Origin of the sequence: Saxibacter everestensis, from assembly GCF_025787225.1 — a bacterium.
Taxonomy (GTDB): domain Bacteria; phylum Actinomycetota; class Actinomycetes; order Actinomycetales; family Brevibacteriaceae; genus Saxibacter; species Saxibacter everestensis.
Genome location: NZ_CP090958.1, coordinates 3,804,013 through 3,830,003, shown reverse-complemented (window position 1 = coordinate 3,830,003; position 25,991 = coordinate 3,804,013). Strand labels below are relative to the sequence as shown.

General features: G+C 63.3%; 28 protein-coding genes. 10 read left to right on the top strand and 18 right to left on the bottom strand.

The genetic code is table 11. From position 1 onward, the window contains the following. Position 1 precedes the first annotated feature (1 nt). The 3 genes from rpmG to LWF01_RS18075 all read right to left on the bottom strand — a co-directional run bounded on the left by rpmG (position 2) and on the right by LWF01_RS18075 (position 1,843). Positions 2-169 (bottom strand): 50S ribosomal protein L33, encoded by a 168-nt coding sequence (rpmG, locus tag LWF01_RS18085; RefSeq protein ID WP_349638764.1) that lies wholly within the window; start codon positions 167-169, stop codon positions 2-4. Beyond that, complete coding sequence (gene rpmB, locus LWF01_RS18080) at positions 169-405, bottom strand: 50S ribosomal protein L28 (RefSeq protein WP_349638763.1); 237 nt, start codon at positions 403-405, stop codon at positions 169-171. Before rpmB ends, rpmG begins: the two co-directional genes overlap by 1 nt. Positions 406-907: 502 nt before the next feature. Then, entirely contained in the window at positions 908-1,843 is a 936-nt protein-coding gene (locus LWF01_RS18075) for a DMT family transporter (RefSeq protein ID WP_349638762.1), read from the bottom strand. Between the two features lie 90 nt (positions 1,844-1,933). On the opposite strand from LWF01_RS18075, the gene LWF01_RS18070 reads away from it, so the two are divergent. Next, positions 1,934-2,845: a LysR family transcriptional regulator gene (locus LWF01_RS18070; protein ID WP_349638761.1), complete on the top strand. Its 912-nt coding sequence runs from the start codon at positions 1,934-1,936 to the stop codon at positions 2,843-2,845. A gap of 68 nt (positions 2,846-2,913) precedes the next feature. Here the strand turns inward: LWF01_RS18070 and LWF01_RS18065 are convergent, their stop codons facing one another. From LWF01_RS18065 to pdhA, 4 genes are all read right to left on the bottom strand, one after another. Continuing rightward, positions 2,914-3,357: a Fur family transcriptional regulator gene (locus tag LWF01_RS18065; protein ID WP_349638760.1), complete on the bottom strand. Its 444-nt coding sequence runs from the start codon at positions 3,355-3,357 to the stop codon at positions 2,914-2,916. A 206-nt stretch (positions 3,358-3,563) separates the two neighbouring features. Further along, on the bottom strand, positions 3,564-5,084 hold the full coding sequence (locus LWF01_RS18060; protein WP_432762032.1) for a dihydrolipoamide acetyltransferase family protein: 1,521 nt from the start codon (positions 5,082-5,084) through the stop codon (positions 3,564-3,566). 15 nt (positions 5,085-5,099) lie between these two features. Beyond that, on the bottom strand, positions 5,100-6,074 hold the full coding sequence (locus LWF01_RS18055; protein ID WP_349638758.1) for an alpha-ketoacid dehydrogenase subunit beta: 975 nt from the start codon (positions 6,072-6,074) through the stop codon (positions 5,100-5,102). Between the two features lie 2 nt (positions 6,075-6,076). After that, complete coding sequence (pdhA, locus tag LWF01_RS18050) at positions 6,077-7,180, bottom strand: pyruvate dehydrogenase (acetyl-transferring) E1 component subunit alpha (RefSeq protein WP_349640955.1); 1,104 nt, start codon at positions 7,178-7,180, stop codon at positions 6,077-6,079. A 442-nt stretch (positions 7,181-7,622) separates the two neighbouring features. Here pdhA and LWF01_RS18045 point away from each other — a divergent pair, with 442 nt between their 5' ends. The 4 genes from LWF01_RS18045 (at position 7,623) to LWF01_RS18030 (ending at position 11,763) form a co-directional block, all read left to right on the top strand. After that, positions 7,623-8,057, top strand: a complete 435-nt coding sequence (locus LWF01_RS18045) for a protein-tyrosine phosphatase family protein (protein ID WP_349638757.1) — start codon at positions 7,623-7,625, stop codon at positions 8,055-8,057. Between the two features lie 108 nt (positions 8,058-8,165). Further along, positions 8,166-8,585, top strand: coding sequence for a phage holin family protein (locus LWF01_RS18040; protein ID WP_349638756.1), 420 nt, complete (start codon positions 8,166-8,168; stop codon positions 8,583-8,585). A gap of 31 nt (positions 8,586-8,616) precedes the next feature. Further along, entirely contained in the window at positions 8,617-9,582 is a 966-nt protein-coding gene (locus LWF01_RS18035) for a threo-3-hydroxy-L-aspartate ammonia-lyase (protein ID WP_349638755.1), read from the top strand. A 1,368-nt stretch (positions 9,583-10,950) separates the two neighbouring features. Continuing rightward, a complete protein-coding gene (locus LWF01_RS18030; protein ID WP_349638754.1) occupies positions 10,951-11,763 on the top strand; it encodes a hypothetical protein in 813 nt (270 codons plus the stop codon). Positions 11,764-12,180: 417 nt separating this feature from the next. On the opposite strand, the gene LWF01_RS18025 is transcribed toward LWF01_RS18030, so the two are convergent. From LWF01_RS18025 to LWF01_RS18010, 4 genes are all read right to left on the bottom strand, one after another. After that, positions 12,181-13,707 carry an alpha/beta hydrolase gene (locus tag LWF01_RS18025; RefSeq protein WP_349638753.1) on the bottom strand — a complete coding sequence of 509 codons (1,527 nt, stop codon included), beginning with the start codon at positions 13,705-13,707 and terminating at the stop codon, positions 12,181-12,183. Then, on the bottom strand, positions 13,707-14,102 hold the full coding sequence (locus LWF01_RS18020) for a hypothetical protein (protein WP_349638752.1): 396 nt from the start codon (positions 14,100-14,102) through the stop codon (positions 13,707-13,709). The genes LWF01_RS18025 and LWF01_RS18020 overlap by 1 nt, the downstream gene beginning before the upstream one ends. Positions 14,103-14,296: 194 nt before the next feature. Continuing rightward, the gene (locus LWF01_RS18015) at positions 14,297-14,557 is read right to left on the bottom strand and encodes a hypothetical protein (RefSeq protein ID WP_349638751.1); all 261 of its coding nucleotides are present in this window, start codon (positions 14,555-14,557) and stop codon (positions 14,297-14,299) included. Between the two features lie 134 nt (positions 14,558-14,691). Beyond that, positions 14,692-16,329 carry an amidohydrolase gene (locus LWF01_RS18010; RefSeq protein WP_349638750.1) on the bottom strand — a complete coding sequence of 546 codons (1,638 nt, stop codon included), beginning with the start codon at positions 16,327-16,329 and terminating at the stop codon, positions 14,692-14,694. Positions 16,330-16,624: 295 nt separating this feature from the next. On the opposite strand from LWF01_RS18010, the gene purB reads away from it, so the two are divergent. Then, a complete protein-coding gene (gene purB, locus LWF01_RS18005; RefSeq protein WP_349638749.1) occupies positions 16,625-18,031 on the top strand; it encodes an adenylosuccinate lyase in 1,407 nt (468 codons plus the stop codon). Between the two features lie 46 nt (positions 18,032-18,077). Here purB and LWF01_RS18000 read toward each other — a convergent pair whose 3' ends face one another. Both LWF01_RS18000 and LWF01_RS17995 read right to left on the bottom strand, forming a co-directional pair. Beyond that, positions 18,078-19,070, bottom strand: coding sequence for a slipin family protein (locus LWF01_RS18000; RefSeq protein WP_349638748.1), 993 nt, complete (start codon positions 19,068-19,070; stop codon positions 18,078-18,080). Between the two features lie 27 nt (positions 19,071-19,097). Then, positions 19,098-19,439 carry a DUF3040 domain-containing protein gene (locus tag LWF01_RS17995; protein WP_349638747.1) on the bottom strand — a complete coding sequence of 114 codons (342 nt, stop codon included), beginning with the start codon at positions 19,437-19,439 and terminating at the stop codon, positions 19,098-19,100. 133 nt (positions 19,440-19,572) lie between these two features. Between LWF01_RS17995 and LWF01_RS17990 the strand changes: the two genes are divergently transcribed. Continuing rightward, the gene (locus LWF01_RS17990) at positions 19,573-20,019 is read left to right on the top strand and encodes a MarR family winged helix-turn-helix transcriptional regulator (RefSeq protein ID WP_349638746.1); all 447 of its coding nucleotides are present in this window, start codon (positions 19,573-19,575) and stop codon (positions 20,017-20,019) included. Between the two features lies 1 nt (position 20,020). On the opposite strand, the gene LWF01_RS17985 is transcribed toward LWF01_RS17990, so the two are convergent. Genes LWF01_RS17985 through LWF01_RS17975 form a run of 3 tightly spaced genes read right to left on the bottom strand, consistent with a single transcriptional unit; the run spans position 20,021 to position 22,126 of the window. Continuing rightward, positions 20,021-20,209, bottom strand: coding sequence for a hypothetical protein (locus tag LWF01_RS17985; RefSeq protein ID WP_349638745.1), 189 nt, complete (start codon positions 20,207-20,209; stop codon positions 20,021-20,023). Continuing rightward, positions 20,206-20,877 carry a DsbA family oxidoreductase gene (locus LWF01_RS17980; protein WP_349638744.1) on the bottom strand — a complete coding sequence of 224 codons (672 nt, stop codon included), beginning with the start codon at positions 20,875-20,877 and terminating at the stop codon, positions 20,206-20,208. The genes LWF01_RS17985 and LWF01_RS17980 overlap by 4 nt, the downstream gene beginning before the upstream one ends. Positions 20,878-20,905: 28 nt before the next feature. Then, positions 20,906-22,126 carry an MFS transporter gene (locus tag LWF01_RS17975; protein WP_349638743.1) on the bottom strand — a complete coding sequence of 407 codons (1,221 nt, stop codon included), beginning with the start codon at positions 22,124-22,126 and terminating at the stop codon, positions 20,906-20,908. A gap of 152 nt (positions 22,127-22,278) precedes the next feature. Here LWF01_RS17975 and LWF01_RS17970 point away from each other — a divergent pair, with 152 nt between their 5' ends. The 3 genes from LWF01_RS17970 (at position 22,279) to LWF01_RS17960 (ending at position 23,350) form a co-directional block, all read left to right on the top strand. Continuing rightward, a complete protein-coding gene (locus LWF01_RS17970; RefSeq protein WP_349640954.1) occupies positions 22,279-22,740 on the top strand; it encodes a MarR family winged helix-turn-helix transcriptional regulator in 462 nt (153 codons plus the stop codon). Positions 22,741-22,811: 71 nt separating this feature from the next. After that, the gene (locus tag LWF01_RS17965; RefSeq protein ID WP_349638742.1) at positions 22,812-23,087 is read left to right on the top strand and encodes a type II toxin-antitoxin system Phd/YefM family antitoxin; all 276 of its coding nucleotides are present in this window, start codon (positions 22,812-22,814) and stop codon (positions 23,085-23,087) included. Beyond that, on the top strand, positions 23,084-23,350 hold the full coding sequence (locus LWF01_RS17960) for a type II toxin-antitoxin system RelE family toxin (protein WP_349638741.1): 267 nt from the start codon (positions 23,084-23,086) through the stop codon (positions 23,348-23,350). Before LWF01_RS17965 ends, LWF01_RS17960 begins: the two co-directional genes overlap by 4 nt. Positions 23,351-23,448: 98 nt before the next feature. Here the strand turns inward: LWF01_RS17960 and LWF01_RS17955 are convergent, their stop codons facing one another. Further along, positions 23,449-24,147 (bottom strand): response regulator, encoded by a 699-nt coding sequence (locus LWF01_RS17955; RefSeq protein WP_349638740.1) that lies wholly within the window; start codon positions 24,145-24,147, stop codon positions 23,449-23,451. Beyond that, positions 24,144-25,943 carry an ATP-binding protein gene (locus tag LWF01_RS17950; RefSeq protein ID WP_349638739.1) on the bottom strand — a complete coding sequence of 600 codons (1,800 nt, stop codon included), beginning with the start codon at positions 25,941-25,943 and terminating at the stop codon, positions 24,144-24,146. Before LWF01_RS17950 ends, LWF01_RS17955 begins: the two co-directional genes overlap by 4 nt. Between the last annotated feature and the right edge of the window lie 48 nt (positions 25,944-25,991).

Here is a 25,991-nt window from a genome sequence, read left to right as displayed (position 1 = left end):
TTTACCGCTCCTCGCGAAAATCGACGTGCTTGCGAACCTTCGGGTCGTACTTCTTCAGGACCAGGCGATCCGGGTCGTTCCGGCGGTTCTTGCGAGTCACGTAGGTGAAACCCGTTCCGGCCGTCGACTTCAGCTTGATGATTGGACGTACGTCCTGTGCCTTTGCCATTAGAGCTTCACCCCGCGTGCGATAAGTTCTGCGGCGACAGAGTCGATACCACGGACATCAATTACCTTGATGCCTCTGGCGCTGACAGTAAGGGTGACGTTGCGGCGCAACGACGGAACCCAGTAACGCTTCTTCTGAATGTTCGGATCGAAGCGACGCTTTGTGCGGCGGTTCGAGTGCGAAACATTGTGGCCAAAGCCAGGTTCGGCTCCGGTCACTTGGCAGTGGGCTGCCATGACTCTCCTCCAGTTAGTTTTCGACATACAAACCAATGGATCGGATTAGGATCTCACGGGCCGGACATCTACGGACATCTTGCACACCGAGGTTTTTGCGCACACTAAAGAGGTGCGAAAACCAGTGCTTTTCGCTTGTGCGCCTCGGCTACAACCCGTGAGATAAGTTAAAGAGCTTCGAGTGCGGCGCACAGCGTTCAAAGAACTAGTTAATAGTAGGTACTGCTCGGACCGCAGCGCAAACCGAACCGCCACATCCCGCATGTTCTAGCGGTTTTTCTCGCCTCTTACGATACCCCGTACCCACCCGGCACCCGCAGTCCTTACCTATCGCAGCGACGGTCAGGGCGGCGGAGTTCGCCTCCTCAGCAGTCCCGCGAGAGCCGGAAATCTCAGCGGTGCAGCCCACGAATATGTGTCCTGTTTCACAATCGACACGCCGATGGGCTCCAGAATGTCGGGCGTGTCGGATTGGTGTCACTGCCGGTGACTTCGCCTCCACTCACGCTTCGGTCAGCTGTTCATTCCGCTCCGGGCCGGCAATTCGCTCTTGCGGCTCCCCACGCCTGGCCGCCCAGCGGCTGATGAACACGCCGACGAGCACGAGGAGCATTCCGACCAGAATGTCCAAGGTGATCGGCTCTTTCAGCACCACCGCGCCGAGGATGACCGCTACAACGGGCAACAGGTACCCGACCATTGCCGCGGCGGTTGCCCCCTCCTCGTAGATCACCTTGTTGTTGATCACGAACGCGACCCCGGTTCCCGCGATCCCCAAAAAGGTCACGGCACCAATCGCGATCGGGTCAGGCGCTGCCCACTGCAGGCCGCCAAGCGGCAGCGTCAGGGCAAGGACGCTGCCGCCGAGGCCGAGCTGGATCGCTGAAAGCACGAACGGGGACAGCCCTGCTGGCGAAACGAAGCGCACGATGTAGGCAAAGTTCACCGCATAGCAGGCAGCCGCGACAAGGCAGGCGATAGTTCCTGCCAGGTCGGCAGATGCATGCTTCCACGGCGCGAGCACCAGGCAGACGCCAAAGAAACCGAGAACGAGACCGACAATCCGCCAGCGCGCATTTGGCCGGTCGGTGCCAATCAGCAGCCCGATCACCAGCGCCCACAATGGAGTGGTCGCATTCATAACCCCTGCAACCGAGGAGTCGACGGTTTGCTCACCGTAGGCGAACAGCGCGAACGGCGCCGCCGCACCGAGCACGCCGACGACCAGCAGATGCAGCCAGATCCGTGGGGAGGTCGGAAACTTTTGCTTCAGGGCAAAGCAGACCGGGATCAGAACCAGCGAGCCCAGCAGAATCCGGATCATTGCGAGCTGTGTTGGCGAAAACTCCCGCAGGCCGAGTTTGATCCACATGAAGCTCGACCCCCAGAGCAGGGCGAGGCTGAACAGGCGCAGAAGGGAACGGAAATTTGTCTTCATGGATCCAGCCTGCGAGCGGCAAACAGTTAGCACAAGCGATGTTTTCTGTACTTCTCTTTAGAAATACTGAATTGTCGCTAGACTGAAGCTATGTTGGACATTCATCGCCTCCGCGTGCTTCGTTCCGTCGTCGGGACCGGATCGATCCAGGCCGCATCGAAGAAGCTCGGTTTCACTCCATCGGCGATCTCCCAGCAGATCACCTTGCTACAGCGCGAAACCGGGTTGACGCTCGTCGAGCGGGTGGGCCGCGGGATCCAGCCCACGGCGAGCGGAATCGAGCTGGCCGAGGCCGCCGCCCCGGTACTCGAGCAAATGGCCGAACTCGACGCCCTGGCCAGGCGACTGCGCGACGGCCAGACCGGAACGCTGTCGCTCGCCTTCTTTGCCTCGGCGGGCACCGTCCTCGTTCCGACCACGGTTGCGCGGCTGCAGCAGGAGTTTCCGGACCTGCACGTGGACCTGGAGTTGATCGACGTCCCGCTCGCCGTCGCCGAGTCCACCGCCCGGCCTGACGTCCAGCTGATCGTGACGAGCGCATTCGGAGCGCCGCCGCCGGGCTTCAGCCAGGTGCCGCTGCACCGCGACCCTTACCACGTTGTCGTGCCGGCCGGGCATCCACTGGCCAAGCGGGAGGGGCCATTGACCCTGGTCGACCTTGCCGACGAGCCCTGGGTGGACAACGAGTATCCGACGGCGGCCTGCCGGGAAGTCGTGATGACGGCCTGCGCGCAGTCAGGCTTTCACCCGCGCTTCAGCGTGCAGACCCGTGATTACCCGACGGCCGTGGCCTTCGTCGGAGCGGGCCTCGGGATCACTGTGATGCCGCAGCTCGCGCTGTCATCGGTGCCCAGCACGGTAACCGTCATTCCGCTGGTCGATCCACCTGTTCGCGAGATCGTCGCGCTGGTGAAAGACCGTTCTCGCTCGAGCAGCGCCGTTAATCGCACGATCGAACTCCTGCACGAGGCAGTGCGGGTCGCCCACCCCAAGGCCGCGTGACCCTCGCCCGGCGGCACGCTCGATGATCTCGCCGGTAGGCGGCTAAGCCCGCCGGCACGGAGTCTGATTCACGAGCAGTTGCGGCACAGACCGTAAATCTCCACAGAGTGGTCGATTTCGGTGAACCCGTGCTCGGCAGCCGTTTTTTCCGCCCACGCTTCGATCTCGGGCGCCGTGATCTCGACAGCCTTGCCGCAGTTGCGGCAAATCAGGTGATGGTGATGCCTCGTGCTGCACTGACGGTAGAGCGCCTCGCCCTCACGGGTATGCAGCACGTCGAGTTCGCCGCTTTCGAGCATCGCCTGGACGTGGCGGTAGACGGTGGCGAGCCCGATCGACGAGCCGGCATTGCGGAGCTCGCCATAAAGGTCCTGGGCGCTCACGAAGCCCGACCGGGCGCCAAGCACCTCGCGAACCGCCTCACGCTGCGGCGAGTGCCGCTGCCGAGCTTCCACTTTTGCCATCACGTCCCTTTCATGTCGCCCTTCATCTTGGTGCAGCCCGGCCTCCATGGTCAATTAGCCTCTGGTGCGGCCCGGCGGAGCTTCCCGTTCATCGCCCCCGGAGGAACTCGACCAGGAAAAGCAGGCGTGTGCGATCGGTATTACTGGTCCGCGTACCCGCGTGCGAACTCAGTCGCGTGCCGAGTGCCGATTAAGGCACGCGTTCCCGCCCGCCCACTAAAGGACGGGCGAGCGGGCAAGGCCCGCGTGACTGCTCAGCCGCCGGTCAGCAGGATTGCTGGCTCTTCCAGGGCGGCACCGATGTCCGCAACGAAGCGGCTCGCGACGTCGCCATCGATCACCCTGTGGTCCGCGGAAATTCCGAGCGTGGTCACGTCACGGGCAACGACCTCGCCGTCCACCACCCAGGGCTTCTTGCGAATGGAGCCGAAAGCGACGATGGCCGACTCGCCGGGGTTGATGATCGGCGTACCGGTGTCGACGCCGAAAACGCCGACGTTCGTTATCGTGATCGTTCCGCCTGCCTGGTCGGCAGGCGGAGTCTTACCGGAACGTGCCAGTTCGGTCAGGTCGCTGATGCCCTGCGCCAAGCCACCAAGGCTCAGCCGGTCGGCATCCTTGATATTCGGCACGATCAGTCCCCGTGGAGTCGCCGCGGCGATTCCCAGGTTCACGTAGTTCTTCACGGTGATCTCATCGTCGGCGAACGTCGAGTTCACCATCGGGTTGCGGCCGACTGCCCAGATAACTGCCTTGGCAACCAGCAGCAATGGCGAAACGCGGACCTCCCCCAGCGCCTTCGATGTCTTGAGTTTGCGGACGAAGTCCATCGTGCGGGTCGCGTCCACGTCGAGGAACAGGCTGACGTGCGGAGCGGTGAACGCCGAGCGCACCATTGCCTGCGCAGTCATCTTGCGCACACTCTTGACCGGGATCCGGGTTTCCCGCTCACCTGCCGCGGCTGCCAGCCCGATGCCGAGGGCTCCAGCCCCGGCCTCCGCTGCCGGTCCTGCTGACCCGGACCCCGTCGGAACTGCTTCCGAGGTCTGCGCGCCAGCGGCGGCGCCGAGTACATCGTCGCGGGTCACCTCGCCGCGGGGGCCGGTCGGAGTAATCGAGGCGAGGTCCAGCCCCTTATCCCTGGCCAGTTTGCGCACCGGCGGTTTCGCCAGCACGCGGGCAGCCGAAATGTCCGTGACCGTGTGTTCGGCCGATGGCGTCGGTTCCGGCACGATTGCGGCAGTCGGCTCCGGCGCTGTAGCGGTCGGCGCTGGAGCGGTCGGCGGTTCGGGCACGGGAACGGCCGGCGTCGAGGCTGCCGCAGATGGCTGGTGCCGGGCGCGCCGTGCCGAGCTGGCCGGACGCGAACCGTAGCCCACCAAGGTGGCACCGGAGCCGTCGTCATCCTCACCGTGCTTGCCGGCCTGGCCTGCTGTTTTGCCGGAGTTCTCGGCTGTAGTGCCCCGGTCGCCGGCGGGGGCTGCCGCTGCGGCTGCTCCGTCTCCGGGCGTAGTGGCGCCATCAGCGACCGAATCGGTGCCCGCGAACGAGATGATCGGGGCACCGACCTCGACGGTTTCACCCTCCGGCGCCAGCAGTTCGCCAATCTTTCCCGCATGGGGTGACGGCAGTTCAACGAGCGACTTCGCCGTCTCGATCTCCACCAGAATCTGGTTGACCGTCACGGTGTCACCCGGCTTGACCTTCCACGAGACGATCTCGGCCTCGGTGAGCCCTTCGCCTACGTCGGGCAGGTTAAAGATTTCTTGCACGATTACATCCACCTTCGCTTAGTACGCCAACGACCGGTCAACTGCGTCGAGCATCCTGTCCAGGTCCGGCAGGTAATGCTCTTCCAGTCGCGACGGCGGATACGGCAGATGGAAGCCGCCGACCCGGAGCACCGGCGCCTCAAGGCTGAAAAAGCACCGCTCGGTAATCCTGGCGGCGATCTCCGCGCCGAGTCCGACAAATGTCGGAGCTTCGTGCGCGATCACCAGGTGACCGGTGCGATTCACCGATTCGGCAAGGGTCTCGAAGTCGATCGGTGACAGCGACCGCAGGTCGATCACCTCGATATTCTTTCCCTCTTCTTGTGCGGCCTCTGCGGCACTGAGCGCTGTCGTTACCAACGGGCCGTAAGCCGCCAGGGTGAGGTCGGTTCCAGGGCGGACGATGTGCGCCCGATGCTTATCGCCCGGCGAGTTCTGAAAATCGACCTCGCCCTTCTGCCAGTAACGTCGCTTCGGCTCGAAGATCATCACCGGATCGTCATCCTGGATGGCCTGCTGGATCATCCAGTAGGCGTCGTTTGAATTCGATGGCGAGATCAGGCGCAGCCCGGCAACGTGCGCGAACAGCGCTTCCGGCGACTCGGAGTGATGCTCCGGTGAACCGATACCGCCCCCGTAAGGAACCCGGATCACGACCGGCGTCTTCACGGTGCCGGCGGTGCGATTGTGCAGCTTGGCCAGCTGGGTGACGATCTGGTCGTAGGCCGGGAAGATGAAGGCGTCGAACTGGATTTCCACCACCGGCCGGTAACCGCGGACGGCGAGTCCGATGGCGGTTCCAACGATGCCGGACTCCGCCAATGGGGTGTCGATAACGCGATCCTCGCCGAAGTCCTTCTGCAGGCCCTCCGTGACCCGGAAGACTCCGCCCAAGGGGCCGATGTCCTCACCCATCAGCAGAACTTTCGGGTCGTCTTCGAGGGCCTTTCGCAGACCCGCGTTGATCGCCTTCGCAATTGGAAGCTTTTCCATCACTACTCGCCCCCTGCAACACTGGCGTCCGTGAAGGACGCGTTGTATTCGGCGAGCCAGGCCCGCTCTTCGTCCACCAGTGGATGTGGATTCGCATAGGCGTGGTCGAACATCGTGCTCGGATCGGGGTCCGGCATGCCGATACACGCCGCACGAACCCGCGCTGCCAGCTGGTCGGCTTCGTCGTCAACGCTGGTGAGGAACGCTTCATCAGCCGTGCCGTTGTTCACCAGGTACTTGCGGAATCGATCGATCGGGTCACGCCTGCTCCAGGCATCAACCTCGGCAGACGAGCGGTACTTGGTCGGATCGTCGGCGGTGGTATGCGCACCCATCCGGTAGGTGAAGGCTTCGATCAGCAGAGGTCCCGCGCCCGATCGCACATGGTCGAGCGATGCCTTCGTCACGGCATACATCGCCAGGACATCGTTGCCGTCGACGCGAACGCCGGGAATGCCGAACCCTTCGCCGCGCCTGTACAACGGGATGCGGGTCTGACGGGTCGACGGCTCGGAGATCGCCCACTGATTGTTCTGACAGATGAAGAGCACCGGGGCGTTGTACGACGCGGAGAACACAAGCGCCTCATTCACGTCCCCCTGCGAGCTGGCGCCGTCACCGAAAAATGCCATCACGGCTGTGTCGCGATCAGGATCGCCGGTTCCGACGTTGCCGTCTCGTTGCACTCCCATCGCATAGCCAACCGCGTGCAGCGTCTGCGAGCCGATCACGATGGTGTAGGTGTGGAAGTTGTTCTCTGTCGGATCCCAGCCGCCGTGGCTGACGCCGCGGAACATGCCGAGCAGGGTCTCCGGTGGAACGCCACGGGTGAAGGCGACCCCGTGTTCGCGGTAGGTAGGAAAGATGTAATCGTTGGGATGCGTGGCGCGCCCGGTGCCGATCTGGGTGGCTTCCTGGCCGAGGACCGGCGCCCAGAGGCCCAGTTGTCCCTGGCGCTGCAGCGCAGTTCCTTCATTATCGACGCGCCGCACCAGGACCATATCGCGGTAGAAGCCGCGTAGGTCTTCATCGGTGAGGTCGGCGACCAGCTTGTCGTATTCCGCGTTCTCGACGCGTTCGCCGTCGGCCGTGATCATTTGCACCATCGGGTGCTCGATGCTTTCGGCGCTAAGCGCATGCCGCGCTGGCTCCTGCTGCGGGACAGCACTCATTGTGACTCCTTTGTCCAGAATTGGCTTTCGAGGATTGCCCGATGCACCAATCGCTGCTGATAACGCCGATTCGCAGAAAGGTGATCCGCTATCGGCGTCGTTGTGAGTGGCGTCACAACGTAATTACTACGGTAGCTAACACCACCGTCACGCCATAATCCTGGCACCGTCTGCCGCTGATGGGCGACGAGAAGTTGAGTCATGTCTTCACCGTAGTTGGCATCGTCGCCGACTGCGGTTGCCCCGATCGCCAGCGTTTCATCGGCTGCTTGTCCCTGTCCAACAAATGCTTGGATGACCGAGTTTCGCCGTAGGGACCGAGTGCGCCACTGTCGTTAGCGCGGTCGGACATACCGCGGCGCGCTACCTTGAGGTCATGAGTAACGAGTGGGACGCCGATTGCCCGGGCGCCCTGCGCCTGCCCTCCGGCCGATTGCTGCGCGGCCGTGGGCTGCGCGGGTCGATTCCGGATGGTCCCGCTCCCGACTTCGGCCTCTACCTCTTGGGGACGGAGCCCGCACCGATCCCATGGGACGACCGATGGGTGCGCTGGCCCGACTTCCGGCTGCCCGCCGATCGCGATGACGCACGAGAAGCGTTTCGGGAGGCGTGGCAGCGTGCCACGACCGAACGGGTGGAGATCGCCTGTGCGGGGGGACGAGGAAGAACCGGCACCGCGCTGGCGTGCATCGCGGTACTCGACGGCGTTCCGGCGCGGGAGGCCGTTGCGTTCGTCCGCGAGCACTACAACCCCCGAGCCGTCGAAACGCCCTGGCAGCGGCGATACGTGGCCAACTTCCGAGCATCGTGATTGGCGGTGCGGACCTCTCTTCGTCAGTGCGAACGTGGGAAATACAGGCTAATGGTCACCGCCGTCGACGAAGTGGCTACCGTCTCGCGGCTCGTGCAAGGATGGCGTATGCGGTTTATTCTTCAGGTTTTGATCAGCGCACTCGCTCTGTGGGTAGCGGACCTACTGATTGACGGCTTCTCCATTTCCGGCTCCATTTTGAGCACGGCCAACGCCGACGGAACGATGAACTCGATCCTGACCTACCTCATCGTGGGTCTGATCTTCGGTCTCGTGAACGCCATCGTGAAACCGATCGTCAAGCTCATCGCCTTGCCGGCCTACATCTTGACGCTCGGGCTGTTCACCTTCATCGTCAACGCCCTGATGCTCAAGCTGGTGGAATGGATTTCCGGTATCACGCCGATCACCGTGACGATCGACAAGTTCTTCTGGGACGCAATTCTTGCCGCGCTGATTGTCAGCATCGTGAGTTTCTTCGGGTCTCTGCTCACAGGTGGCCGCGAAAAGGCAGAGAACAAGCGGTGAACGCCGAGAGATCGCTTCCGGCGGGAGTGCGATGACGCTGCCGGTGACACTGGACGACCTACGTTCGGCTCAAGCCCGGATTGCTCCGGTCGCGCATAGAACTCCGGTCGTCACCTCGCGAACTTTCAACGATCTCGTTGACGCCGAAGTGTTCTTCAAACTGGAGAATCTGCAGCAGGTCGGTGCCTTCAAGTTCCGCGGCGCTTACAACGCCTTGTCGCGGTTCACTGAGGAACAGAAGGCGGCGGGAGTCGTCACATTTTCATCGGGTAACCACGCGCAGGCGATCGCTCGTTCGGCCAAGTTGCTCGGTATCAAGGCGGTGATCGTGATGCCGCGCGACGCCCCGGCCAGCAAACTCGAGGCGACAAGAGGTTATGGCGCTGAGATTGTGCTTTACGACCGGTACGCCGAGTCTCGCAATGACCTCGGCTCCGACCTGGTTGCCCGGCACGGCTACACGCTCATCCCGCCGTACGACCATCCCGATATCGTCGCCGGCCAGGGCACCGCGGCACTTGAGATGCTTGAGGAGACCGGCCCACTCGACGTCGTAGTGGCCCCGCTTGGCGGCGGCGGTTTGTTGAGCGGCACCGCCATCGCCGTGAACGGCGTAATGCCGAACGCTTCGATTCTGGGCGTGGAACCGGCGGCCGGAAACGATGGTCAGCAGAGCTTTCGCCAGGGTTCGATCGTCGAGATTCCAACGCCGAAGACGCTCGCCGACGGCGCCCAGACCACGAGCCTGGGTGCGCTGACGTTCACCGTGATCCGGGAGCTCGTCGACGATGTGCTGACCGTCGATGACGATGCGCTGGTCAAGATGATGAGGTTCTTCGCCTCCCGGATGAAACTTGTGGTCGAACCGACCGGTTGCCTCGCCCCGGCAGCACTGATGCAGAAGACGATCGATGTCCGGGGCAAGCGCGTCGGCGTCATTGTCTCGGGTGGAAACGTCGACCTGGATCGGTTCGCGGATCTGCTTCGGACTGAATGAGTTAGCTCTGATCAGAGGCCGAGCATCCACGGTCGGTTTGAATGGTTTTCGCGAGGCTCCTTTAGGTATTTTTAGTCTCTTCATCCAATTGCCCTTAAGGCCGGGGATGTCGCCGTGGTCGGCCCGCAGCTCGACGACCGTTGCCGCGACCTGCTCGCTGGCCCCGACAGGCAACTCTCCGAACCAATGGCGGCACTGCGCTCCTACCTGCTCGCCAAGCCGTGCCCCGCGCAGATCATCAAGTGTTGCACCGCGACCCTCACATCGCACTGCTCCAGTCGATCGTCCGCACCGACACCCCGCTCGACGAGACGACGTTCATGTAACTTCGACAAGGGACTCACCTATTTGCGGAACCTGCTGATCGACGCCTGAGTGCTCCCAATCGGCCACGCCGTAACTCCACGACTGGAAGCCTGGATCGCCCAAGCCCTGGAGTCGCTCCACCCGAGCCCGGCAAGCTCCTGGCCTTTTACACACGCGCGGTACTCCACCAGATTTGCTCTTTGCCGCCCTTCGACATGTTCATCATGGGATAGTGCTGCCCGATGTTCTCTCGCAAGCATGAGTCCCAGGAAATCGAATGAGGTGGCAGTTAACTCGCGGCAGCGTGGCTCGAACAGCTCCAGCCAACTGATTCCTCGCATCAAACTCGGAGGCGATCAAGCCGCCTATAACAAGGGGATCGCCGGGTGTCGCGAGTACAATAACAGAGATGCGCCGGGGCCTCTGGGTATATCCGTGGACTAGGTCGCTGCCGGGGGCAGCACCTGATCTAGCGCAGAGCCTGCCGGGCCTAACATGAACAACGCGCAGGACAGGATTCCCCGACGGGTGTTCGAGACGCGAGAGCACTCTCCTCCCTGCGAGCCTCCTCTGTTCGACCTCTATGAGCACCGGCCCGCTCGCGTGGTTATAGACCCACGGATTGCCGAGGAAAGCTTGGACGTCACCCTTCGCGGGCTTCTGAAAAACGCCCACGTTGAGCTTGGAACCGTAGGCTATCAGGCGTACTGCACGGTGCAGATTCACGGACCGCACCGAGAGTCCGACGCCATTCCTCTAACACTTTCCCAATCGTGGTTGGCTATTAGGCCGCTAAGTATCCTTGAGGGATTCGCGAACGAGAGGGCAAGCTCGTACGGGGTCAACGCCGAGGAGTTGAGGGAAGGGCTTGTTCTTACCGAAGCAGCCAATGCCTGGCAAACCGACATTTTCATCACTCGTTCACCCGGTCTAGTATCTTCCGCTGAGCAATTCGCCAGCAGCGTCCATGTCGTTACCGAATCCGAGGCGACCCTGCTGCTAGCACTGTTTCTTCGTTCCAGAGGCGAGTGTTACGTCGGTAATGCCTCATTCAAAGATGGTGTGGACATACTGCCGCCGCACTGGTTCTATCGCATCAGTGCCTCGGCAGCACTTCCAGAGATCTGGGCCTGGAAGCACCGACTCTCAGACGAACCGAATAGTGGTGCGGCCGACTGGCAGGGGCTCCGCCTCTACGCCAACCCAGTCGATGGCATAATTGGCCGGTTCGCCCGTGCGCTGCGCGCCCGTGACCGCGCCCTGTCCGGGTTGTTGCAGGGAGAAGGCAATGAGATTCACGACGTTGTTCTCTACGAGACCGAGGCCTTGCTCCTGCAACTCTGCGGAGCACTTGACGTCGCCGCAAGCGCTCTCGGTCAGCAATTCGGTCTCACAACTGTCAAGGGCAAACTGCTCAAGCATGACCAGTTGAAACTGCACCGCCCCGTCTTCGTCGATGCCCTCCGGCGGCAGTGGACCGAGCTGAACATGTCACGCCTCGAGATGTGGAGTGATCTGTACAAGCTGCTCGGGCTGATCCGGAACCGAATACACGACGCGCCGGCTAAGCCGATAGTGGGTAGCGGAGCCTGGTGGTTCGTACTTCCCAGGGAGGATCAGCAGGAATTCACATCCCTGGCGGCTCCGTTGGGCGGGGCCATGTACTGGGGAGCTAGAACACCTTTAGGTTCCGACGCGCCCATGATGGACCCGTGGGTTCTGGTCGAGAAGGCGACGAATACAACCCGTGAAGTACTGCAGGAAATTGGCTCGTGCTGCACAGAGCGTCTCCGTCCTGCCAGCAATCCCCCGCACGCGCCGCTGCCATCGGACGCAGAGCCTGCTTCCTCGGCGCTTTTTCTGCTCGCCCTGTAAAGAGGGAAGCTACCCCAGTAGCCGACATAAGGAAGGCTAGGTTCCAGCCGACTCCTTTCGCGATGTCCTCGGCGCGGCGATCATCACAGTTTCACCAGCACCTCGCGCCGGTGAAGATAGTCAGTAACCTAGGAGACTCAGACCCATCCTCCAGTCCTTCGCGGAAGCCGTCCAATGCATCTGTCCTTCCGACCAGCAACGGCGGCCGAGCGCCCGCGGTCGGTTTGAACGGGTTCTTCACGAGGCTCCTTTAGGTTTTTTAGTTCTTTATCCTTTTGGTCTGGATGCCTGGGCAGTGACTCGACGGACATAGCTGCCCCGCCTCACCGGATCAGGAAATCGAACGTGATCTGCCGGGAGGGCATCTTCCGGACTCTCGTCGCCGAATGAGCGAAGGCCGGGGATGTCACCTTTCGGCTACCTCGCCTGCACCCGGCGGCCGACGAAGTCCGTGCTACTGGAGGGGCCACCGGAGAAGAATTGCCGATTGGCGGCAAGCCATGCCAGGACCGCTGGATCCCGTATTCGCTCGATTTCGCGCACTGTGTCTGCGTACGACCCTGAGCGGTGCGCGAAGAACGGATCGTCAAGCAGCTTCCGCTGCTCCTCAGGGCTGAGCGCTTTGAACATTTCGCTCCGCTGCATCGATTCCGGGCTGAAATCGCGGCTGACGGTCGTCCAGTTCGGGCCATCCGGGTTGTCCGAGCCTTCGAGGTCCGGAATGATGTCGTTCGCGTGTTCTATCGATAGCACCTTGATCGTTGGCGGGATTTTCATCGTCGCCACCGGTGCACCTACCGTAAAAACGGCCTGCACGTTGTACTTCGCTCTGAAGTCCGCATTCGCCGCGAGGCCCGCCGCGGTTATCCCACCCTGGCTGAAGCCTGCGAGCAGAATCGGATCACCCGGCCGCAATCCGGGCGTGCGAGCGATGGCCTCCTGAACGACACGCATCATCGCACTGCTGTTGCCCGCCACCCCGTTGACGTTCGTCGTGAGGTCGGTCGGGTACTCGCCCGGTGTCGGGGACCAGTCCTGGGTCGCCGGAATTTCAACGATCCACGCGGACGAGCCATCCGCCTGGACAATCTTTTCGATCCGAACCTGGCCGGGCTTGGGCCCACTCTGCTCCAGCACCCGCTCGTACAGCTCGCTCAGGGATCCGGGACCGCGCGCAGGTTCTGGCACCTGGCTCGACGTGCGCGCGACGCTGACCTCCGTTTCGCCAAGCATCCCTGCGCCGGAATGGGCGAGTGCGGCGATGAGCGCCGCGACCGATGAGCTATCGTCCGGCCAGGGTGGTTCCTCGTTGATCCAGGGTGTGTCCGGGCTTGGTAGGCCGGCCAGTCCGTTGAGGTAGCCGGGAAGCCCACCGACAATGGCGGCCACCACGTCGCTATTGTCCGCGATGGCTTCAGCGATGTCCTCCTTCACATCGGGATGTTCAGACAGCCAACGGGCCAACGCTTCCCGGCCGCCATGGCGGTATGCCAGAACCGCCAGCCCGATCGCAGCCAACCCGGTCGGGCTTGCCGCTGCCCCTAGTCCCGCCGCGCCCACCGCTATCGCCGCGTTCCGGGTCGCAACACCAAATCCGTACGCCACGTACGTCTTGATCCGGCGCAGACTTTCATCTACGGCAATATCGGCGAGTTGGTAGGCGTGCGCTGCGCCGCCCAGCGCCGTGCCGAGCAGGACAAGTTCTCCCGCGAGCCGCCCGATACCCGCCGCCGCTTTGATGACGTCGGCCTCGACACTGAGGAACGTGAACGGCGACAGCGTCTGGCTGAGCAGCAGGCTCGGGTTCAACACGTCGGAAGAGGCCCGCACGCCCAGGTCGGCCAGTTCCAGGCCGACCCGGCGAAGTTCCGCGCCGTACGCCTCCATATCGTGTATCGCGGCCTTGACGGATGTCGAACCACCGCGGACATCAACACCGTCCATCACGAGCTCCCCGCGATTCGCAGCAGGGCCTCCCGGCAGAAACGGCCGACGTCACCGGCGTCGGTTGCCCGCCATCCTGGTGCAGGAGATCCGATTCTTGTCTGCCAGCGGCCATCCTCGATCTTCCAGGCACGCACGGCGCCAACGTCATGGTGTGGGATGACGATCAGTGCCGTCGACGCCCCGCCAACCGCGAGTTTAACGATCTCGGCGCCGATCCGATCGGTACCGAATACGCTTGTCCTGACTTTGCTGCCGTATCTCCGGCTTTCGCCCGGCTTTCCGGGCAGTTCTATCCGCGACAGGGACGCGGCGCAGTGCCCGAGCACCGCGTACTCTCCGACGATCAGCGCTTGCGGATGACGCACCCGAACCGACAGCTTCAGGGCAGCCATATCGTGCAGCCGAAGTCCCTCCACCAGCATGCTTTGCCGAAGTCGGTCTGACGGATTTCGTGAGCGGCGAGGCCTCACCGCCTGCCGAGCGGGTTCGCGGAGTCGGAAGGCGGCCGGTAACCGTAACCCATTTCCGGCAACCAACTCGGCGAATTGGGTGACGTCCATCGTGTAGCTTCTCGTCTGCTCCGGCATTACGCGCCGACCGCCGCTATCGGGTTCGCGGACACCGCATCCGCGTGACGCCGTAATGACTCCGCGACCCGGGCGACATCGTCAAGCAGCTGCGAAGTCGCGCCGCTCACCCCGTCGAGCCGGTGTCGATACTCGTTTGCCGCCGCCGACGCCCAGTCCAACGAGCGCCCGGAGTCGATGCGGGCCGCAATCCGGCGCAGTTCCTCGCCGAAGTCGTCCCACCGGCTAGCCATCAGTCGGATCTCTTCTGTCCCCGTCATCGCTGCCCTCCCATGCCGCCTGCTGTTCCCAACCGTAGGGAGATTCACGCCGGACGGGACCTGGCTGGCGCATTCTGTGGAAAAGCCGGTCTGGGCTCTTCGGCGGTGACGACGAGTGCAGTGACTACCGGCCCTCAGCACTGCGGCACTACGTCCGCACCGAGCAAGAGCTCACCGCCGATCACGGTCGCGGTCACGGTGGTGTCCTTGATCCGCGCGGCCTCGACGGCGAGCACGTCATCGCTGAGCGCCACGAAGTCGGCGAGCTGGCCGATCCTCAGCGTTCCGACATCGCTCTCCCTGTTCACCGCGTAGGCGGATCCGTATGTGTAGGCCTGCAGCGCCTCGGCGATGCTGACCCGCTCCGCCGGGCCGAACGGCGCCCCAGAGGACGTCTCACGATTGACGAGGTCGTGGATCGACACGAGCGGATTCGCGTCGGAGACCGGGGAGTCCGTCGATCCAGGCACCACCATGCCGGCGTCGAGCAGGGACCGCATCCGGTAGGTACCGAGGGCTCGCTCCGCACCGATGGCGTTGACGATCCCATCGCCGAACTCCGAGATGAACACGCCCTGCGGCACCGGGATCACGCCGAGCTCGGCACACCTGCTCACCTGGGCATCGGTTGCGATGGCGAAATGCTCGATCCGGTGCCGGACGGCCCGCGGCAGGGCAGCTTGAGCCGCGGCGAAGGCGTCAAGGGCATGGTCGATAGCGCGATCCCCGATCGCATGGGTCGCCACTGTCCATCCCGCGGCGTGAAACGCGAGAACGAGGTCGCGCAGCTCCGCCGGGTCGACCACCATGACGCCGAGGTTGTCCTGCTCACCGCAGAAACAATCGTGCACGGCGGCCGACCGGCCGATCAGTGATCCGTCGGAGATGATCTTCACCGGCCCGAAGCGCAACCGGTCATCACCGAATCCGGTACGGATACCCAAGTCGAGCGTCTTCATCCCGTCGGCGTTGAGTTCGAGGCCGTGCAGAATCTGATGGAAGGGCATCACGGTCATCCGTGGCCGGAGAACGTCCGTTTCGATCGCCGTTTGGTACGAGTTGAGCACCGGAGCATTGATTCCCAACGCACCGCCGACCAGAACGCCTGGCTCGGTCAGGCTGGTCAGACCGTAGGACACAGCCTGGTCCGAGGCGAGCCGGAGGTGTTCGATCGATTCCTCCGCGGTGACCTTGGCCCCTTCAAGGCGAATTCGTTCACCCGCGTTCTCCTGGAGCAGACCGCTCGCACGCCCGTCCCTGTCCCGGAGGACCCGTCCGCCGGGAACATCTGGATACCCGAGGCGATCCGGTGCGCCGGCGAGTTCGAATGCCCGGGTGTTCGCGACGATCATGTGGTGTGAGACATGCTCGACGATCGCCGGCCGGCCGCCCACCGCCCGGTCGAGGCCCTCCGCGGTTGGATGATCGCCGAGCCGGTTCTGGTCGTATCCGCTGCCGCGAACCCAGGCGTCAGCCGGAAGTTGAGCCGCCCGCTCGGCGAGCGCGTCGTAGAGCTCGTCGAGGGTTTTCACCTTCGGGTACCGCAGATCGACCATGGCCAGCTGCTCGCCGGTGCCCATAGTGTGATGGTGCGCGTCGTGCAGACCCGGAATTACCCGCGTCTGTCCGAAGTCGAACTCGGTTTTCGCCTCAAGACCGCCGATCTCGTCGACGGCGACTATCCGGCCGTTGTGAACGCCTATCGTCCGGGCCTCGGGATGGTCTGGGTCTCCGGTCCAGAATCGGCCGTGCCAGAGTGAATCAATCTTCATCAGCGATGTCCTTCCTGTTCGACTTCGACATCAGCGGGACCCGGGACCGGCTGCGTCGGCGGGACCAGCTGTGTCGGCTGTGTCGGGCCGAGTTGTACGGATGATTCCGACTACTCCGATGAGGGTAAGCACAACGCGGACGAGAAAGCAGCCGATAAGTTGCGGTCCTTAGACGATTCCGTCGGCGGCAGCGACTCCATCGGCGGCAATGCCTCGATGACGCCGGACGAGTGAGGGCAAGCCAGGTCGAGCACGAGACTAATGGCTTGTCAGACCGTCGTGAGACGATAAAGGCATGCCTGAACGTCGCTCTCTTGCCGCAATTTCACCTGCCGTTGCCCTAGGCCCGCTCGACGGTCGATACCGCAAGGATGTCGCCGTCCTTGTCGACCATCTATCCGAGGCGGCGCTGAACCGTGAACGGGTGCACGTCGAGGTCGAGTGGCTGATCCACCTCACCGACCATCAGGTAGTTCCCGGAGCACGCCGACTGAGCGACGACGAGAAGTCACAGCTACGTGCCCTGGTCAGCGACTTCGACGAGAATGCCATCGAGGCCCTGGCAGTCATCGAGCGGGAGACCGTGCATGACGTCAAGGCCGTCGAGTATTACATCAAGAACACCCTCACGGCGCTTGGTGCCGACGACCTCACCGAACTCGTGCACTTCGCCTGCACCAGCGAGGACATCAACAACCTGTCCTACGCCCTGAATATCAAGGGCGCCGTGCAGCAGGTCTGGCTGCCGGCCGCGAAGTCGCTCGTCGCAGATATCGCCCGGATGGCCGATGAGAACCGGAACGCGTCGATGTTGTCACGCACGCACGGGCAGCCGGCGAGCCCGACCACGCTGGGCAAGGAACTTGCGGTCCTGGCACACCGGCTCGGCCGCCAGATCCGCCGAATCGAAGCCGCCGAGTTCCTGGGCAAGATCAACGGCGCGACCGGGACCTTCGGCGCCCACCTCGCGGCCGTGCCGGACGCCGACTGGCCTTCGATCGCGCAGGACTACGTCGAAGGCCTCGGCCTGGCATACAACCCGTTGACGACGCAGATCGAGTCGCACGACTGGCAGGCGGAGCTGTACGCGGACGTGTCCCGGTTCAACCGGATCCTGCACAACCTCGCCACCGATGTCTGGACCTATATCTCGCTGGGGTACTTCGCCCAGGTTCGCGGGCAGGGCACCGTCGGAAGCTCAACGATGCCACACAAGGTCAACCCGATCCGCTTCGAGAATGCCGAGGCGAATCTCGAAATCTCCTGCTCCCTGTTCGACACCCTGGCGGCAACCCTGGTGACGTCACGGTTGCAGCGTGACCTCACCGATTCCTCATCGCAGCGCAACATCGGAATCGCCTTCGGTCATTCACTTCTGGCGCTGTCCAATGTGCAGCGCGGCCTGGCCGGCCTCGACGTCAATCCAGGGGCACTCGAATCGGATCTGGACAGCAACTGGGAAGTGCTGGGCGAACCCATCCAGTCAGCAATGCGCGCGGCAAGCGTGGCAGGCGTTCCCGGCATGGAGAACCCGTACGAGCGACTGAAGGAACTGACTCGCGGACGCCGGGTGGATCAGTCGTCGCTGGTCGAGTTCGTTCGCGGACTCGGGCTGCCCGAAGACGTAGAAGAGCGCATCGCCGCGATGACGCCGGCCTCCTACACCGGCATCGCCGCCCGGCTGGTGGACGTAGTCACGTAGTCAGGCCGCCGCGCGCACAGCCCCGCCCGCAACCGGCACGTCGGTTCTAGATGCCGGCTCCGATCTCAGCAGGTATCCGCACGTCGGAGGCACGCAGCTCCGGTGCGCGTCCTTCCGGACGAGCGTTCGCGGAATCGGATGAGACGGCCGCACCCTTGTCGGTCCCGGTCCCGGTTGCGCCGGCACCGGCCGAACCCACCGCATCCGAAAGCGCTGCGGCCAGGCCGGCAAAACCGTCACGCAACTTCTCCGTCGAAGCGTCGGCCTGATTATCCGGCCGCACCGAAGGGGTCGACCGCTCGAGGAAGCGGAGCAGTTCCACCGGAAATGGCAGCACCAGGGTGGAGTTCTTTTCCGCCGCCACTTCGACGACGGTCTGCAGCAGGCGCAGCTGGAGCGCGGCGGGTGTTTCCGCCATCACACTGGCCGCCTGAGAAAGACGTTCGGAAGCCTGCAGCTCGCCTTCGGCGGTGATCACCCGGGCACGCCGTTCCCGCTCGGCCTCGGCTTGCCGGGACATCGAGCGCTTCATCGACTCGGGAAGGGCGACGTCCTTGATTTCAACCCGATCGATATGGACACCCCAGTCCACCGCCGGGCTGTCGATCATCACTTCAAGGCCTTGATTCATCATTTCCCGGTTGGTGAGCAGGTCATCCAGATCGCTCTTACCGATGATCGAACGCAAGGACGTCTGCGCCACCTGGCCGACCGCGAATCCATAGTCCTCGACATCGACGACGGCCCGTACCGGGTCAACGACCTTGAAGTAAATGACGGCGTCAACGCGGACCGTCACGTTGTCCCGGGTGATTCCTTCCTGTGCGGGAACCGGCATGGTGACGATCTGCATGCTCACCTTTTGCAGCTTCTCGACACCCGGGACGATCATGGCGAGCCCGGGACGCCGGGGCCTCTCGTTGACCCGGCCAAGCCGGAAAACCACTCCTCGTTCATACTGCTTGACGATCCGAACGCTCTTCCCGATCAGGAGCATGCCCAACGCGAGCACGCCGAGCGCGATATAAGCGATGATCATTTCAACCTCCGATAGAGCAGGCAAGCATTAGTCGTGTTGGGCGCCCGGCGGCTCTGCGGTCCCGTTGCCTTCTTCTTCGTAGTAACGACGCCACAGGCGTGAGGTAACCACTGCGATCGCGGCGAGCAGCAGGGCCATCAGGCTTCCATACAGGCCAGAGCCGAGAGTCATCACGACGAAAAGCGCGGAAAAGGCCAACCAATTGGCAAATCGACGCCAGTTGAACCTGCGCCACCAGCCGATGCCATCAGGGCTTCGTGGCCTGCGCGGCGGTTTCGAGCGGCTGAATGACAAGGCAAGCCGCGGGTCATCATCGATGAGCTGACGCTCGATCTGTTGCAGCCTCGAACGTTCACTTTCACTGAGCATGACGCACCTCCTCCGGTGCCACTCGCGATGCCCTCACCCCTGGGCGATCGACACACAAATATCGTAGCACGAGATATACTAGGTTGCGGAGTGTCATTCGATAACAACCGAGAAGACGTGATGTGCTGTGAAAGTGGCATTAGCAGACAGGCACGCCGAGGCGGAGCCACTCAGTAAGTCGGAACCACTGAGCAAACAGGACTTCGAGGAGCTGGCCAGGTTCCGCTTCGGGATCCGCCGCTATCTCCGCTTCAGCGAGGAGACAGTTCGCAGTTACGGCCTGACCTCGCAGCACTATCAGCTGCTCCTGGCCCTGAAGGGATACCCGGGCAAGGAATGGGCCACGGTTCAAGAGCTGGCCGAACGGCTTCAGCTCCGGCACCACAGTGTGGTCGAGCTGGTCAACCGCGCACAGAAGCAGGAGCTCGTCCGCCGGGCACCGCACCCCGATGACGCACGAGCGGTTCAGGTGCTGCTGACCCCTGAGGGGGAAACGGTACTATCCAGGCTGAGCGAACTTCATCGCGACGAGCTACGCCGCACCCGTAACGCCTTCACGCCGCCGATCTGGGAGGAATAGCTCAGAGTGACGGCAAGGCGCACCCGTCACCATCGCAGGCGCCCGCTTCGGTCGAGCCCAGCATGGTCAGACCGGCAGGTGCGTCGGGCACCGACGATTCGGGGCCGGCCGCCGGCGCAGCCACTTCGGCATCAGACTCGGCTTCCAACTCCGCGGCAACCTCGCCGGAGTGATTCTCTCCGATGGTCAAACCTTCTCCCGCTCATTCCACACCTGGTCAAGCACCTGCGCGAAGCTGGCTGGCTCCTGCGCTCCCGAGACGCCATACTTGCCATCGAATACGAAGAACGGCACCCCGGTGATGCCGTACTGCTGAGCCAGGGCCTGGTCTGCCCGCACCTCCTCAAGGTGCTCGTTCTCGCTCAGGGAGCGCAGGACATCATCCCGGTCCAGGCCGATCTCGGCGGCGAGGTCCGCGAGATCCGCATCCCGGCCGATATGCCGGCCCTCGATGAAGTAGGCGCGAAGCAGTCGTTCCTTTGCCTCCAGCTGCCTGCCACGTGATTTCGCATAGTGCAGCAGTTGATGCGCCTTCACCGTGTTCGTGTGCTGGAGAGCATCGAAGTTGTAGTCGAGGCCGGTCTCATTGGCGATCGCCGTCACCCGGCCGAGCATGTCCCGAACCTGCGAAGCGGGCATCCCTTTGTGCGACTGAAGGAACTCCGCTTCACTGCCCTCGAAATCAACAGGAGTATCCGGAGCCAGCTCGAAGCTGTGATATGCGACCTCGACGGCCGGCGCGTCGTCGCCGGCGGCGGCACGGAAGTCTTCAATCCCGCGGTCGAACTTGCGTTTTCCGATGTAGCACCACGGGCAGGCGATATCGGACCAGATGTCTACTTTTAGGGTTCCGGGCATGCCTGAGGTAACCGACAGGGGGCATCGATCATTCCCGGCCGGCACAACCTAGCCCGATACCCGACCGACCGGCCGGGACGGTCGCGCGATCAGCCGTCGCCGACTGCCGGTTCACGGTTGTGGCGGCGACGGTCATGACTGCCACCGCCATCAGGGTGAGTCCGGCACCGGCCCAGATCGGCGAGGTGTAGCCGAGGCCCGCGGCAATCATGGTCCCGCCCAGCCAGGCTCCTAGCGCATTGCCAAGGTTGAAGGCGGCAATGTTGGCACCGGAGGCAAGCGTCGGCGCCTGCTTGGCATACGCCATCACCCGGGTTTGCAGGCCGGGCACCGTCGCGAAGCCGAACCCGCCCATAAGCACCAACGCGACGATGGAAGCGATCGGATTGCGGGCAGTCAGCGCAAAGAGAGCCAGGATGGCGGTCAGCGCTACCAGCACAACCAGAAGCGTTGCATCGACATTGCGATCGGCTGCCTTGCCGCCGATGGCGTTTCCGATGAAGAGGCCGATTCCGAACAGGATGAGCAACCACGGGACGGCGGATGCCGCGAAACCACTGACGGCGGTCAGCGTGAACGCGATGTAGGTGAACGCTCCGAACATCCCGCCGAATCCAAGCACCGTGACCGCGATCGAGAGCCATACCTGCTTCGAACGAAAGGCGAGCAGTTCGCTGCGCAGGCCCGCTGCCTGCGCAGCCTGACTGGAGTTCGGCACGAGCACCAGGATTCCCACCAGGGCGACGACACCGATTGCCGTAATCGCCCAGAACGTCGAGCGCCAGCCCGCCGCCTGACCCAACAAGGTGCCAAAGGGCACGCCGAGCACATTGGCCGCGGTCAGCCCGGTGAACATGATGGCGATCGCACCGGCCTTCTTTGCCGGAACGACCATGTCCGCGGCGACGACCGCGCCGATTCCGAAGAACGCACCATGACAGAGCGCGGCGATAATGCGGCCCAGCAACATCGCGGAGTAGTCGGGCGCCAGCGCCGAGAGCAGGTTGCCGACGATGAACAGCACCAGCAGCGACGCCAGGACCGGCTTGCGGGCGAAACGGGTCACCGCCGCGGTCAGGCCCAGCGCACCGATTACAACACTCAGGGCGTACCCGGAGATCAGCCAGCCGGCGGCGGCCTCATTCACCTGGAAATCCGCGGCCACCTCGGGCAGCAGGCCCATGATGACGAACTCGGTGAGCCCGATTCCGAATCCGCCGATCGCGAGAGCTATCAGACCAATGGGCACAGTTGCACTCCTGATGAAGACTGCCTGGAACGCGTATGCTGGTAGTTGCACACGCGGTATTTATTGTTGCATACGCAATTATGCCGCGCAAGCAACTATATTGCATTTGCGCGGCTGCCGCGTGGAGAGTGACTGCACAGAAAGGCGAAGTGATGGGCATCAGGGACGACGCCGTCGAGGTCCGGGCACAGGGCTGGCGCACGCTTGCCGCGCTGCATGGAATGATCGAGACCGAACTGGAAAGAAGCCTGCAGGCCGAGGCTCAGCTTTCGGTGGTTGAATTCACCGTCCTGGACGCCCTGGGTCGCCAGGACGGTTGGCACATGCGGATGCAGCAACTCGCCCGGGCCACCGCCCTGAGCGCCAGCGCTACCACCAGATTGGTTAACCGGCTCGAGGATCGCAGCCTGTTAACCCGGGTACTGTGCGCGGACGACCGTCGCGGAATCTATACCGAACTCACTCCCGCTGGCCTGAAGCTGTTAGACGACGCCCGGCCATTCCACGATCAGACGCTCGAGCGCGCACTTGCCGAGGCTCAGGACATACCGGAGCTTGCCCCGCTCGTCGCCGCCCTACCGCGGCTACACTCCGGGGCATCCGCCGAATCGTAGCGGGCACCCAAAGGTGCTCTGGGCTAATAGTCCGCCTATTCACAGGCCAGTTCTTAGGCTATATTTTAGCTATGAAAACCGTTGCGCTCAGCGAGGCGAAGGACAAACTCTCAGCCCTCGTAGACGAGGCCGACCGCGAGCACGAGATCATCCGCATCACCCGTCACGGTCACGGCGCCGCCGTGCTGATGAGCGAAGATGACCTCGAATCACTTCACGAGACACTATTCTGGCTCTCCCAACCAGGTATCCGAGATGACATAGCCGAGGCACAAATGGCGGTGCAGGACGGCCGAGCCGTGAACGCGGCGGACGTCCGCGCTCGATTCGGGCTGCCGCCACAGTGAGCTGGGACGTCCAGTTCGCGCCGAGCGCGCTCCGCGCCGTCGAACGCCTGCCATCAAAGATAGCGACGGCAATTATCGAGTTCGTCACGGTCACCTTGCCTTCCAACCCTGAGCGGATGAGCAAGCCACTCAGAGTTGAACTTGAGGGACTTCGCTCAGCGTGTCGGGGTGACTACCGTGTGCTCTTCTCAATGGATGAGACTTCGGAGACGCTCCTCGTGACGCGAATCGCGCACCGCTCCGACGTCTACGGGCTACGGTGAGGTGTCTCTCACGTCGGCGACCGCCCCGCAGGTGCGCAGATTAGCGGGTCAGCAGACTCAGTTCGCTACCCCGGCTGAGCGACCGACAGGTCCTCGACTCAGCGGTCCCCAATCCAGCGGTATTCGACTTCGGGACGTCCCGTGCTGCCATAGCGCGGCACCCGATCTACCCTGCCCTCTTTTGTCAGTGCCTCAAGGTAGCGGCGGGCCGTCACTCGGGAGACCCCGAGGACCCCGCCCGCTTCTCCCGCCGACATCACGCCGCGGCTGCGGAGCTCATCGACGATAGCGGTGAGCGTGGGCTCGGCCAGCCCTTTCGGCATCGAAGCGTCACCGGTCACACGCAAGGCCGCGAAGGCGCGGTCCAGCTCTACCTGGGTGATCTGTCGATTGCCGAGCTTGGTCCGGTACTCCTGATACCCGACGAGTTTGGCCCGGAACGTGGCAAATGTGAACGGTTTGATCAGGTATTGCAGGATGCCGGCCGAGACCGCGCCCTGCACCATCTCGAGCTCGCGCGCCGCCGTCACCGCGATCACATCCACAGTTACGCCACGCATCCGTAGGGTTCGGCACAGTTCCAACCCGGCCATATCCGGGAGATTCATGTCCAGCAGGACCAGGTCGACATGCAGCGATTTGCGTGCTGTCCGCGGTTCACCCATTAGCAGGGAAAGCGCCTTAATGCCGCTGTGCGCGACTCCGACGAGTCGGAATCCGTCGATCCTGCCGACATAGTCGGCGTGCGCCTTCGCCGCCGTCTTTTGGTCTTCGACGATGAGTACATTGACGGTCATGCGCCTGATCCGCCCAGCAGATTGTCGCCGGCGACGCGATCACTGCCGTTGACGCGATCACCGCCGTTGACGCGAGGCAGCCAAATCGTAAAACAGGCTCCGGTCAGTTCGCCGTGCACCGGATCATCTCCTGCGGCCGAATCCATCTCGATCGAACCGTTCAGCCGATTGACGGACTGCCGCACGAGGGTCAGACCCAGCCCACGACCCTGGATCGTCGCGCCATGATCCGACTTCGTCGACCAGCCGCGATCGAAAATGCTCGGCAAGTCCGAGTCCTGAATTCCCGCTCCCGAATCGGAGACCTCGATCTGGGTACCCAACTGATCAGACGACATCTCGACGCGCACCAGCCGGGCCGAACCGTCGGCGACTTCCGCCGGGCCGAGCGATTCAAAGGCGTTGTCCAACAGGTTGCCCAATATCGTCACCAGTTCGCGCGACTCGACATCGAGGGGCAGGCTCACCCCAGCCAGGTCGACATCCACCGCGACACCACGCTCACGTCCCTGCGCCACCTTCGTCACGAGAAGGGCCGACACCACAGGGTCGCCAAGGCTGGCAAACAGGTCCGCGCCGGAACCACGGGCCGCCTGCACCTCCTGCGCGGCAAACGCCGCCGCCTCATCGACCGCGCCGAGCTCAATCATCGACACGATGGTGTGCAGACGGTTCGTGAACTCGTGCGTCTGCGCGCGCAGTGAATCGGCGAAGCTACGGGCGGAATCGAGCTCGCCGGTCAGTGCCTGCAGGTCGGTATGGTCGCGCAGCGTGACCACGCGGCCGATTTCACCGCCGTCCAGTTGGCGAGCCACCTGCTGGCTGACCACCAGCACCCGGGTATCGGTGAAGAACAATTCGTCGCTTGCCTCCCGGCCGGTCAGCAGTAATTCGCTCAGCGGCTGCGGTAGTCCGAGGGATTCGATCGGGGCGCCCTGTGCCGTGCCGGCCGGCATCCCCAGCAAACGACTGGCTTCGTCATTGTGCAGCACCACTCCCTTGCCTGGTTCCACCAGCAGAAGGCCTTCGCGAACCGAGTGCAGCACGGACTGGTAGTAGCGAAACATCCGGCTCAGATCGTCGGCGCCGAAATCGCCGGTGACCCGGCGAAGACTGCGAATCGTCAGCCAGCTGCCGATCAGGCCAAGGGTCAGGACGGCTCCGCCGGCCAGCAATATCCAGGGCGTTCGGGACCACACGTCGGCCTGGATGTTCTGCACAGTGACGCCGGCGGCAACCAGTGCGACGATCTCACCGTTGGCGTCGCGAACCGGCGCGACGGCCCGCACCGAAGGCCCAAGCGTTCCCGCGTAGGTTTCGGTGAATGTCTCGCCCTCGAGGGCCGGGCCGATGGTTCCGATGAACTTCCTGCCGATTTGCTCCGGATTGCTGTGCGTGAACCGGGTGCGGTCGACATCCATGATGGTAATGAAATCCATCTCGTTGTCGGCGCTGATCCTGGCGGCGTACGGCTGCAGGGATGCCGCCGGATCGGGCTCTTGCACGCCCTCGATGACAGTTGGCGTATCCGCGAGCGTCGAGACTACCGCCCGGGCCCTCTGCTCAGCGTCGGAAACATTTTGCGTGCGGACGTCGAAGTAGTTCAGGCCGAGGGTCACGCCGACAGTGACGAGAACCGCAACGACGTGCCAGGCCAGAATGCGTTGCGCCAGGCTGCCACCTCGCAGCCAGCGACGTACCGAACCGGCATCACCCAGCTTCCGCCCGGCGCGGTCCCGCACCCCGTCGGCACGCTTCCGCGTCCGGTCGGTGATGTTGCTGACCGGCAGACGCATGACACAAGTCTGTCGCATCTGAACTCTATGTACGCAACCGTGACAGGG